Raw genomic sequence first — 11296 nt, 5'->3', positions numbered from 1 at the left:
CCCGCGCGGATCAACAACGCCGGCGCGGATCAACTCACCCCGAATGTGACGGGTGGGACCGGAGTCGCCGACTTCGTGCGCGCGGGGGCAGGGCACGGTGGGACCGGCCGGGCGCGGGGACGCCCGGCCGGGGCGGCCGATCCGGAGGACGGGTCAGGCGAACTGGCGGCTCAGGGTGGCGTGCCGGTTGACGTCCTTGTAGAGCAGGTACCGGAACCGGCCGGGGCCGCCGGCGTAACAGGCCTGGGGGCAGAAGGCCCGCAGCCACATGAAGTCGCCCTCCTGCACCTCGACCCAGTCCTGGTTGAGCAGGTAGACGGCCTTGCCCTCGAGCACGTACAGCCCGTGCTCCATGACGTGGGTCTCCGGGAAGGTGATGGCCCCGCCGGGCTGGAACGTCACGATGTTGACGTGCATGTCGTGCCGCAGGTCGGTCGGGTCGGCGAACCGCTGGGTCACCCAGGCCCCGTTCGTCCCCGGCATCTCCACTCCCTCGACCTGCTCGTCGGAGGTGAAGAACGCGGTCGGCAGGTCCAGGCCGTCGACCCGCTGGTAGGCCTTGCGGATCCAGTGGAACCGGGCCGGCGCGTCGCCGCGGTGGTGGATCGTCCAGTCCGCCCCGGGCGGGATGAAACCGTAACCCCCTGCCGTCATCTCGTGCTTGTCGCCGTCGACGGTGACGACCAGCTCGCCCTCCATCAGGAACAGCACGGTCTCCGCGCCGGGGTCGGTCTCCGGCCGGTCGCTGCCGCCGCCGGGGGAGACCTCGACGATGTACTGCGAGAACGTCTCGGCGAAGCCGGACAGCGGCCGGGCGATCACCCAGAGCCGGGTGTTCGTCCAGAACGGCAGGAAGCTGGTGACGATGTCCCGCATGGTGCCGCGGGGCAGGACGGCGTAGGCCTCGGTGAAGACGGCCCGGTTGGTGGTCAGCTCGGTCTGTGCCGGCAGCCCGCCCGTGGGTGCGTAGTAGGTGTTGAAGTTCATGCTGGTCCTTTCAGGCGACTGGTCCGGTGACGGCGGGCTGGGGGAGATCGGTACGCGACAGCAACCGCCCACGACGCGCGTCGCCGACCAGCTCCTCGCCGCGCAGCCAGGTGCTGCGCACGACGCCGGACAGCGTACGTCCGGCATACGGGGTGATCGGATTGCGATGGCGCAGCTGCGCGGCGTCGACGGTGAAGGTCGCGTCCGGCGCGAGCACCGCCAGGTCGGCGTCCCGGCCCACGACCAGACCGCCCTTGCGGTCCAGGCCGGCCAGCGCCGCCGGCGTCGCCGACATCCAGCGGGCGACGTCGGCGAGGCCGAACCCGCGCCGGCTCGCCTCGGTCCAGACCGCGGGCAACGCGACCTGCAGCCCGGCGATGCCGCCCCAGGCGACCCCGAAGTCGCCGGAATCGAGCTGCTTGAGCTCCGGCGTGCAGGGCGAGTGGTCCGACACGACGCAGTCGATGGTGCCGTCGGCCAACCCCTGCCAGAGCAGGTCCCGGTTCTCCGGCTCGCGGATGGGCGGGCAGCACTTGAACTGGGTGGCCCCGGCGGCGATCTGCTCGGCATCGAAAACCAGGTAGTGGGGGCAGGTCTCGACGGTGAGCCGGACGCCGTCCCGCTTGGCGGAGGCGATCATCGGCAGCGCGTCGCTGCTGGACAGGTGCAGGATGTGCACCCGCGCCCCGGTCCACCGGGCCGCCTCGATGACATGGGCGATCGCCGTGTTCTCCGCGCCCCGCGGCCGGGAACGGAGGAAATCGCCGTACCCGGACCCGTGCGCGGCGGGCGAGTGTTCGATCGCCCCCGCATCCTCGGCGTGGACGATCATCAGACCGTCGAACTCGCGGATCGCGGTCAGGTACGCCACCAGGTCGGCCGGCGTCAGCGGGGGGAACTCCGGCACGCCCGAGTCGAGCAGGAAGCACTTGAACCCGAACACGCCCTCCTCGTGCAGCGCCACGAGCTCGTCGACGTTGCCCGGCACCGCGCCGCCCCAGAAACCGACGTCGACGTAGGCTTTCTCGGCGGCGACGGCGCGCTTGGTGTGCAGGGCGGGCACGTCGACGGTCGGCGGCACGCTGTTGAGCGGCATGTCGACGATGGTGGTCACCCCACCGGCGGCCGCGGCGCGCGTCGCGGAGGCGAAACCCTCCCACTCGGTGCGGCCGGGCTCGTTCACGTGCACGTGGGTATCGACCATGCCGGGGAGCAGCACCTCGTCGCTGCCCAGCTCGACGGTGCGGGCGGCCCGCACCGGCGCATCGAACGGGCCGACGGCGGCGATGCGGCCGTCGGTCACCGCGACGCTGGCCGGCTGCTCGCCCGACGGCAGCACCGCCCGGCGCGCGCGGAAAACGAGATCGTAATCAGTCACGGACGTTTCACCTCCTTGTGAAACCAGAGATCAGGACGGATCAGTGCAGGTCGGTGGCGATCGCGCGGCCGAGCGCCTCCAGCAGCGGGCCGGGCTCGGCGATGCATCGTCGGACGTCGGGTTCGAGATCGGTCAGGGTGTAGGCCTTGCGGACGCCGGCCGCGGTCAGCTGGCCGTCCGTCAGCAGGTTCCGACCCGAGACGGTGACCACCGGTACCCCGGCCCTGCGCGCGGCCGCGGCGACCCCGGCCGGGGCCTTGCCGTGCAGGGTCTGCTCGTCCAGCGAACCCTCGCCGGTGACGACGAGGTCGGCGCCGGTCAGATCGTCGCGCAGCCCGGTCAACTCGAGCATCAGCTCGATGCCCGGCCGTGCGGTCGCCCGCAGCACGGCGATGGCGGCGAAGCCGACCCCGCCGGCGGCTCCGGCTCCCGGCCCGTCGGCGGCCGGATGTCCGGACGGCCCCGGCTCGACGCCCATGGCCCCGGCCACGGCCCCGGACCAGGCGCGCAGTGCCCCGTCCAGCCGGGCGACGTCGTCCGGCGCGGCGCCCTTCTGCGGTCCGTAGACCGCGGCCGCCCCGTGCGCGCCGAGCAGCGGGTTGTCCACGTCGCTGGCCAGCACGACCGCCGACCCGGCCAGCGCCGGGTGCAGGCCCGTGAGATCGACCGTCGCCACCTGCTCCAGGCCGCCGCCCCCGGGTCGGACGTCGGCCCCGGCGGCATCCCGGATCCGGGCGCCGAGCGCGGTGAGCATGCCGGCCCCGCCGTCCGTGCTGGCGCTGCCCCCGATGGCCAGTACCAGGTGGCGGCAGCCCGCGTCCAGCGCGGCCGCGATGACCTGGCCGAAGCCGGTGCTGGACGCGGTGAGCGGGGCGAGCTCGCCACCCGGCAGCCGGACGAGCCCGCAGGCGTCGGCCAGCTCCACGACCGCCGAGTCGCCCCGGCGGGCGTACCCGGTGGCGACCGGTTCCCCGGTCGGCCCGTCGACCGTCACCGGGACCAGCTCGAAGCCGGCGGCCAGCGCGGCGTCCAGGGTTCCGTCCCCGCCGTCGGCGACGGGGACGGCGATCACCTCGGCGTCCGGCGCGACCGACGAGATCCCGGCCGCGACCCGGGCCGCGACGTCGCTCGCGCGCATCGAACCCTTGAACTTGTCGGGTGCGATCAGGATCTTCACCGGTCCGCCTCAGTCCAGCAGGGCGATCGCGGTGGGGGCGTCGGCGGCGCTCAGGGCCAGCTCCTCGAACTCGACGACGTTGTCGATCTCCACGCCCATCGAGATGTTGGTGACGCGCTCCAGCACGACCTCGACGACCACCGGCACGCGGTGCTCGACCAGCATCTTCTTGGCGGTTTCCAGTGCGGGCAGCAGCTCCTCGGGATCGTGCACCCGGATCGCCTTGGCGCCCATGGCCTCCGCCAGCTTGACGTGGTCGACCCCGTAACCCTTGATCGGGTTGTCGGAGCCGTCCTCGACGGTGCTGTGGGTGTTGATGTTGTCGAACGAGAGCTGCACGTGGTAGTCCATCTCGAACCCGCGCTGGGACTGGCGGATCAGGCCCAGGTACGCGTTGTTCACCAGCACGTGGATGTACGGCAGGTTGAACTGGGCGCCGACGGCCAGCTCCTCCATCATGAACTGGAAGTCGTAGTCGCCGGACAGGGCGACCACGGTGGCGTCCGGATCGGCCACGCAGACGCCGAGCGTGGCCGGCAGGGTCCAGCCCAGCGGGCCGGCCTGACCGGCGTTGATCCAGTGCCGCGGCTTGTAGACGTGCAGGAACTGGGCGGCGGCGATCTGCGACAGGCCGATCGTGGAGACGTAGCGGGTCTCCGGGCCGAACGCCTTGTTCATCTCCTCGTACACCCGCTGCGGCTTGATCGGGATGTCCTCGAAGTGGGTGCGCCGGTGCATCGTCCGCTTGCGCTCCTGGCAGGAGGCGACCCATTCGGCCCGGTCGGCCAGCTCGCCGGCCGCCTTGCGCTCCTTGGCCACGGCGACCAGCTGCTCCAGCGCGGCGCCGGCGTCGGACACGATCCCGTAGTCGGGGGCGAACACCCGGCCGATCTGGGTGGGCTCGATGTCCACGTGCACGAAGGTGCGTCCGGCCCGGTAGGTGTCCAGGCCACCGGTGTGCCGGTTGGCCCAGCGATTGCCGATGCCGAAGACGAAGTCGGAGGCCAGGACGGTGGCATTGCCGTACTGGTGGCTGGTCTGCAAGCCGGCCATGCCCGCCATCAGCGGGTGGTCGTCCGGGATCGTGCCCCAGCCCATCAGGGTCGGGATGACCGGCACGTTCAGCGTCTCGGCCAGCTCGACCAGCAGGTCGGCGGCGTCGGCGTTGATGATCCCGCCGCCCGCGACGAGCACCGGCCGCTCGCTGGCGGCCAGCATGTCCAGCGCCTTGGCGGCTTGGGCCCGGGTGGCCCGCGGCTGGTAGACCGGCAGCGGCTCGTAGGTGTCCGGATCGAACTCGATCTGGGCCATCTGAACGTCGAACGGCAGGTCGATCAGCACCGGGCCGGGCCGGCCGGAACGCATCAGATGGAACGCCTGCTGGAACGCGCCCGGGACCTGGGCGGGCTCCAGGACGGTCATCGCCATCTTGGTCAACGGGGCTGCGATGTCGGCGATGTTGATCGCCTGGAAATCCTCCTTGTGCAGCCGGGCGACGGGCGCCTGGCCGGTGATGCACAGGATCGGGATGGAGTCCGCCGACGCCGAGTACAGGCCGGTGATCATGTCGGTCCCGGCCGGGCCGGACGTGCCGACGCACACGCCGATGTTGCCGGCCTTGGCCCGGGTGTAACCCTCGGCCATGTGCGAGGCGCCCTCGACGTGCCGGGCCAGGATGTGCTTCATTCCGCCGTGCTTGCGCAGCGCGGAGTAGAACGGGTTGATGGCTGCGCCGGGCAGCCCGAACAGGGTGTCGACGCCCTCCTTCTCCAGGATGGCGACGGCGGCATCGACGGCTCGCATGGTGGGCATTGTTCTGGTCCTTAGCTGGCGGAGGAGTCGGAGTCTGAGGCGGTGGCGGGGGCGGCATCCGGGTCCTGGCCGGAGAGTCGCAGGACGCCGCGCAGCAGGGCGGAATGGTCGAGGCCGCCGTCCCCGTTGGCCACGGCGGAGGCCATCAGCTGGGCCACCACGGCACCCAGCGGGATCACCACGCCGGCCTCGCGGGCGGCGGCGGTGACGATGCCGAGATCCTTGTGGTGCAGCTCGATCCGGAAGCCCGGGTGGAAGGTGCGGCCGAGCATGTTGGCGCCCTTCTGGTCGAGCACCTTGCTGCCGGCCAGGCCGCCGCCGAGCACCGTGATGGCGGCCTCGGTGTCGACGCCGTAGGCCTCGACGAACGCCACGGCCTCGGCCAGCAACTGGATGTTGCCGGCGACGATCAGCTGGTTGGCCGCCTTCACCGTCTGGCCGGCGCCGTTGGGGCCGACGCGCACGATCGTCTTCCCGACGGCGGCGAAAACATCGGCAGCGGCGTCGAAGTCGGCCTGGTCGCCACCGACCATGATCGACAGGGCGGCGTTCTTGGCGCCGGCCTCGCCGCCGGAGACCGGGGCGTCCAGCAGCCGGAAGCCCCGCTCCTTCGCCTGGGCGGCCAGCTCGGTGGTGACGTCGGGCCGGATCGAGGAGAAGTCGATGATCAGCGTGCCCGGCTTGGCGCTGGAGAACACGCCTCCGTCACCGGCCAGCACCTGCCGGACGTCGGGGGAGTCGGGCACCATGACGGCCACCACGTCGGCCTCGCGGACCGCGTCGGCGATGCTGTTCGCCCCCTTCCCGCCGGCCGCGACGAGCTCGTCGATCTTGGGCTGGGACCGGTTGTAGCCGACGACGTCGAAGCCGGCCTTCACGAGGTGCCCGGCCATCGGGCCGCCCATGATGCCCAGTCCGATGAAAGCAACGGTGGTCATAGAGATCTCCTTCGAAGCTGGCGGTTGGTGGTCAGACGCGGGCGGCGGAGGCGCGGTCGGCCGGCGGCAGCCAGGCCAGGCTCTGCCCGGTTTCGACGGTCGGCTTGTACTCCAGGGCGACGTAGCCGTCGTAGCCCCTGGCCGCCAGGTCGGCGAGATGGCCGGACAGATCGAGCGTTCCGGTGCCCGGTTCGCCCCGGCCGGGGCTGTCGGCGATCTGCACGTGCCCGATCCGGTCGAAGTGGTCCTCGATGGCCGCCGTCAGATCGTCGCCGTTGACGTCGAGGTGGTACAGGTCGCACACGAACTTCACGTTCCGCACGCCGGCCTGCGCCTCGACCCGGTCGAGCACCCGGACCACGTCGGCGGCGGTCAGCAGCGGGTAGCGGGGCGCGCCGCTGACCGGCTCCACCAGGACCACGCCGCCGATCCGGGCCACGGCCTGGGCGGCCACGGCCAGGTTCCGGGTCGCCAGCTCGTCCTGCGCGACCGGCGTCGACTCGTCCGTCCGGTTCCCGTAGAGGGCGTTGAACGCCTTGCAGCCCAGACGGTCACCGATGCCGACGACCACGTCGACGTTGTCGGTGAACTCGGCCGAGCGGGCCGGCCAGGACACCAGCCCGCGGTCGCCACCGGGCATGTCGCCGGCGAAGAAGTTCAGCCCGATCAGCTGCACCCCGGCGTCGGTGATCGCCCCGGTGAACCGGTCGATCTCGGCGTCCGCGGGCACCGCCGTCGCGAACGGCCACCATACCTCGACCGCGTCGAACCCGGCCGCCTTCGCCGCGGCCGGCCGCTCCAGGAGCGGGACCTCGGTGAACAGCATGGACAGGTTGACGGCGTACCGGACGGCGGGCAGCTGGCGGGCGGGGGTGGTCACTGGAAATACCCTTCGTGGTCCTGAAGTGGCGGTCGGTGCGGGACGGTGCGGGACGGGTGGTGGGCGGGTCGGGCGCGGTGGCGACGCCGTCGCCGGCCGGTGCGTCAGGAGTGCCCGGTCAGGGCGTGATCACGCCGGCGGCAGCGGCTTGCGCCGCGCCATCGCGTCGAGCACGGGGCGCCGCACGCCGGCGAGCTCGAGCACCTCGGCATCGGTGACGGCGCCGCAGTGCACGCCGCGCATCAGGAAGGCGGCCAGCGCCTGAGCGGTGGCCGGCTCGTCGACCACCCCGCCGGACTGCTTGTTCAGGTATGCCCGCAGCCGGGCGGCGGCCGCCGGCAGGCCGGCCCGGTAGAAGGCGTAGGTGGCCAGGTACCGGCTGACCAGGTGGCCGGGGTGCATGTCCCAGCCCTGGTAGTAGGCGGCCCGCAGGGACCGGGTGACCAGTCCCGCGTGCAGGGTGACGGCGGCCCGGATCTGCTCGGGCGTGCCGATCGGCATGACGTTGGTGGAACCGTCCGACAGCCGCACGCCGGTGCCGGCCGCGGCGACCTGCATGACGGCCTTGGCATGGTCGGCCACCGGGTGGGCCAGGCTCTGCTGGGCGGCGGCGACCCCGCAGGCGGCGCTGTAGTCGAAGGTTCCGTAATGCAGTGCGATACAACGGCTTCCGGCCGCTTCGAGCATGCCGGCGACGGTCGCCGTGCCGTCGGCGCCCAGGATGGCCTGGGTGGTCTCGATCTGGATCTCGAAGCGCAGGCTTCCGGCCGGGAGGTCGTGCACCCGCTCCAGCTCCTGGCAGACCGCGACCATGGCCGCGACCTGGTCGACCGAGGTCACCTTGGGCAGCGTGACCAGGAAGCCCGGGGGCAACGGGCCGGCGGCCAGCAGGCCCGAGATCACCAGGTCCAGGGTCCGCAGCCCCCGGCGGCGGGTGGGTCGCTCGAGCGACTTGAACCGGATGCCGGCCAGGAACGGGCCGCGCGGGTCGGCGAGCAGGACGGGCAGCAGGGCCGCGACGTGCGCGGCGTCGCGGTCCTCCTCGTCGTCGGGGCGGTTGCCGTAGCCGTCCTCGAAGTCCAGCCGCAGATCCTCGATCGGTTCGGCGTCGAGCTTGGCCCGCACCTGGTCCAGCACGGTGGTCAGCGCGGCGCCGTCCACCGGCAGGCCGAGCGCGGCGGCGGCCGCCGGATCGGCGGCCACGACGGCCAGCACCTCCCGGGCTCCGGTCGTCCACCGGTCGACCAGCCCGCCGCCCAGGTCCCCGCGGACCAGGTCGGCGTTGACGTAGACGGTGTGCACCGGCTGCCGCGTCCCGGGATCGCCGGGATAGCGGTCGGCCAGCACGGCGTCGGCGGTGGCCAGGTCACGATCCAGCCCGTCGAGGAAGTCCGCGCTCAGGCCGGGGGGCGGGCCCGCCGCGGTGTCGTGGCCGCTCATTGCGCTCCCCTCCCGAAGCCCTGCTCGCTGATTCCGTAATGCGGAAGTACTAGTTCACGATGTAGAAAAGGTATCCCACGGGGTGTCATGCCGTCAAGCCTTGCCGGTCGGCGGCCCGCCGGCCCGGCGACTCGCCCGGGGGCTCCCCGGCCGGGCCGGCGCCCGAGACCGCGGACCGCCCCCGGGACGGTCAGATCCCCTGCAGGAAAAACGTTCCCGGCTCTGTCGCTCAGGTCGAGGGTCGGGTCTCGCGGCTCGCCGGATCGCTCCGGACGGGACCGCCGGGCTGCTCGTCCGGAGTCACACCGATGGCGGGGGACTCGGCGAAGATCGGGGCGGCGTCGTCCTTGCGGCCGAGCACGTTGAAGAAGATGTTCAACGTCACCGCGGTCACCGCCGAGGCGCTGATCCCCGAGTCGAAGATGGTCTGGAACCAGTCGGGGAAGGCGTGGTAGAAGTCCGGCACCGCGATCGGCGTCAGGCCGGCCGCGATGGCCAGTGCGACGATGACCAGGTTCGACGTGCCGTCGTACTTCACGGCGGCCAGGCTCCGGATGCCGCTGGCGGCGACGGTGCCGAAGAGCGCCAGCCCGGCCCCGCCGAGCACCGGCAGCGGCAGGGCCGCCACGATCGCGCCCACCTTCGGGAACAGGCCGAGCACCAGCAGGATCAGGCCGCTGACCGCGACCACGAAGCGGCTGCGGATGCCGGTCAACGCGACCAGGCCCACGTTCTGGGCGAACGCGCTGACCGGGAACCCGTTGAGCAGGCCGCCGGACGCCGCGGTCGAGATGCAGTCCGCCCGAAGGCCGTTGGCGACGGTCTTGCGATCGGCCGGGCGGCCGACGACGACGCCGATGGCCAGCAGGTCGGCCGTCGTCTCGGTCATGATCACCAGCATCACGATGACCATCGAGACGATGGCGGCGACCTGGAAGGTCGGCGCGCCGAAGTGGAACGGGGTGGAGATGGCGAACGCGTCGGCCTGGCCCACCTTGGAGAAGTCGAGCTTGCCCATCAGGCCGGCCACCACGCCGCCGGCGACCAGGCCGACGATGATGGCGATCCGGGAGAAGAAGCCCGGCAGGAACCGGTAGATCACCAGGATGATGCCCAGGGTGATCGCGGCCAGCGCGATGTTGGAGATCGACCCGAAGTCGGCCGCCCCGGCGCCGCCCCCCGCCCAGCGCATCGCCACCGGCAGCAGCGAGATGCCGATCACGGTGATGACCGATCCGGTCACCACCGGCGGGAAGAACCGCAGCAGCCGGGCGAAGACTCCCGAGAGCAGGAACCCGGCCAGGCCGGCGATCAGGACCGAGCCGAAGATCGCCCGCAGACCGTCGACCCCGCCGCCGGCGGACGCGCCGACGGCGATCATCGACGCGACTGCGGCGAACGACGTCCCCTGCACGATAGGCAGTTTCGCGCCGATCCACTTGACCCCCAGCGTCTGCAGCAGGGTGGCCAGGCCGGACACGAGCAGGGTCGCGGCCAGCAGGTAGGACAGATCCGCGAACGACAGCTTGAGTGCCGTGCCCACGATGAAGGGCACGGCGACGACGCCGGCGTACATGCTCATGACGTGCTGAAGGCCGTAGAGCACCATCGGTCCCGGCTTCAACACCTCGTCGACGGGATGCGTCCCGTCGGGCAGCAGTTCGATGCCCTGCTGCCCCGCAAAATCCTCCCCGGAATGTTCGTGGTGGGCCATCGGGGGGTTTACCAGCCCTGACCGGGATCGAAGGCCTGATTGCCCGGGGTGGCGTCCTTGTGCAGGTCGTTCTGGATGGTGCCCTCGATGAAGCCGTACGGGCGGTCGTCGGCGTGGAAGACCTCGTTCGGGTTCTCCAGGCCGTAGGCGCTCAGGTCGATGACGAAGTGGTGCTTGTTCGGCAGGGAGAACCGCACCTCGCCGATCTCCGGCTGCTCGGCGATCATCGCCTCGCCCATGGCGAACATGGTCTGCTGCAGGGCCAGGCTGTGGTGGCCGGCGAACACGCTGCTCATGGTGGCGACGGCCGAGTCGTACGACTTGTTCCAGTCGGCGGCGGTGTCGGTGTGCCACCACTGGCCGGTGACCGAGGTGGCCATGACCCGGTCGGTGGTGGGCTTGAGGGTCGTGTACTTGTCCTCCAGGTACCCCCAGAACTCCGAGTCGGTGGTCTTGAGCACCACGTAGTCCTTGACCCCGGACACCACCCACAGGTTGGTGCCGTCGTAGGTCACGGTCGCGGTGCGGACGTAGCCGCCGTCCCGGGCGAAGGCGTGCGGGTGCGGCGCGCCGTCGTGCTGCAGGCGCTGCCACGGGTACATCTCGAGCTTGATCCGGGCACGGTGGACGGGCGCGGTGTCGTCCACGAAATGCTTGGCCAGGGCGATCCCGAAGGATTCCGGCGTCCGGGCCGCCTCGCCGTACTCCTTGGCGAAGGCGTTCACCGTGTTCTTGGTGGCATCCGTGGTCAGGCAGTTGCTGTTGTCCCCGGTGCGGTGGATGTCCTCGAAATCGCCGGACAGGGCGACGCTGACGTTGTAGTCGACGATCTCGTGCGGATCGGAATCGCGGTACACGCGGACGACGCGGGTCTCCGCCTTGCCGTACTGGTTGTGGCCGAGCGTGACGGACATGGCACCTAGCTCCCTCGGTAGGTCGAAAATGCGAACGGGGACAACAGAAGTGGGAC

The 11296-nt window shown here is 71.5% G+C and carries 8 protein-coding genes and 1 pseudogene; all 9 read right to left on the bottom strand.

Annotated features, from left to right (window positions below; translation table 11 throughout):
* Positions 1-153 precede the first annotated feature (153 nt).
* The 9 genes and pseudogenes from ACOJUF_RS05390 to pucL all read right to left on the bottom strand — a co-directional run bounded on the left by ACOJUF_RS05390 (position 154) and on the right by pucL (position 11240).
* Positions 154-987: a bifunctional allantoicase/(S)-ureidoglycine aminohydrolase gene (locus ACOJUF_RS05390; RefSeq protein WP_420120834.1), complete on the bottom strand. Its 834-nt coding sequence runs from the start codon at positions 985-987 to the stop codon at positions 154-156.
* A 10-nt stretch (positions 988-997) separates the two neighbouring features.
* Positions 998-2365 carry an allantoinase AllB gene (gene allB / locus ACOJUF_RS05385; RefSeq protein WP_420120833.1) on the bottom strand — a complete coding sequence of 456 codons (1368 nt, stop codon included), beginning with the start codon at positions 2363-2365 and terminating at the stop codon, positions 998-1000.
* Between the two features lie 40 nt (positions 2366-2405).
* A complete protein-coding gene (locus ACOJUF_RS05380; RefSeq protein WP_420120832.1) occupies positions 2406-3542 on the bottom strand; it encodes a glycerate kinase in 1137 nt (378 codons plus the stop codon).
* Positions 3543-3551: 9 nt separating this feature from the next.
* Positions 3552-5354: a glyoxylate carboligase gene (gene gcl, locus ACOJUF_RS05375; RefSeq protein WP_420120831.1), complete on the bottom strand. Its 1803-nt coding sequence runs from the start codon at positions 5352-5354 to the stop codon at positions 3552-3554.
* A gap of 11 nt (positions 5355-5365) precedes the next feature.
* A complete protein-coding gene (locus ACOJUF_RS05370; protein WP_420120835.1) occupies positions 5366-6451 on the bottom strand; it encodes a 2-hydroxy-3-oxopropionate reductase in 1086 nt (361 codons plus the stop codon).
* Positions 6339-7118: pseudogene (locus ACOJUF_RS05365) on the bottom strand (hydroxypyruvate isomerase family protein); the annotation flags it as partial. The pseudogene ACOJUF_RS05365 and the gene ACOJUF_RS05370, both read right to left, overlap by 113 nt.
* Before the next feature lie 183 nt (positions 7119-7301).
* Positions 7302-8612 carry a DUF6986 family protein gene (locus ACOJUF_RS05360; protein WP_420120830.1) on the bottom strand — a complete coding sequence of 437 codons (1311 nt, stop codon included), beginning with the start codon at positions 8610-8612 and terminating at the stop codon, positions 7302-7304.
* A 229-nt stretch (positions 8613-8841) separates the two neighbouring features.
* Positions 8842-10326: a nucleobase:cation symporter-2 family protein gene (locus ACOJUF_RS05355; protein WP_420120829.1), complete on the bottom strand. Its 1485-nt coding sequence runs from the start codon at positions 10324-10326 to the stop codon at positions 8842-8844.
* A gap of 8 nt (positions 10327-10334) precedes the next feature.
* Positions 10335-11240, bottom strand: coding sequence for a factor-independent urate hydroxylase (gene pucL / locus ACOJUF_RS05350; protein WP_420120828.1), 906 nt, complete (start codon positions 11238-11240; stop codon positions 10335-10337).
* Positions 11241-11296: the final 56 nt, after the last annotated feature.

The organism is Nakamurella sp. (assembly GCF_048594475.1).
Taxonomy (GTDB): Bacteria; Actinomycetota; Actinomycetes; order Mycobacteriales; family Nakamurellaceae; genus Nakamurella.
This window is presented reverse-complemented; position numbering and strand designations above follow the sequence as displayed.

Excerpts from the sequence above, each read along its gene's own strand:
- ACOJUF_RS05355 (WP_420120829.1), bottom strand. The coding sequence starts at position 10,326 with ATGGCCCACCACGAACATTCCGGGGAGGATTTTGCGGGGCAGCAGGGC.
- ACOJUF_RS05360 (WP_420120830.1), bottom strand. The coding sequence starts at position 8,612 with ATGAGCGGCCACGACACCGCGGCGGGCCCGCCCCCCGGCCTGAGCGCG.
- ACOJUF_RS05390 (WP_420120834.1), bottom strand. The coding sequence starts at position 987 with ATGAACTTCAACACCTACTACGCACCCACGGGCGGGCTGCCGGCACAG.
- pucL (WP_420120828.1), bottom strand. The coding sequence starts at position 11,240 with ATGTCCGTCACGCTCGGCCACAACCAGTACGGCAAGGCGGAGACCCGC.
- gcl (WP_420120831.1), bottom strand. The coding sequence starts at position 5,354 with ATGCCCACCATGCGAGCCGTCGATGCCGCCGTCGCCATCCTGGAGAAG.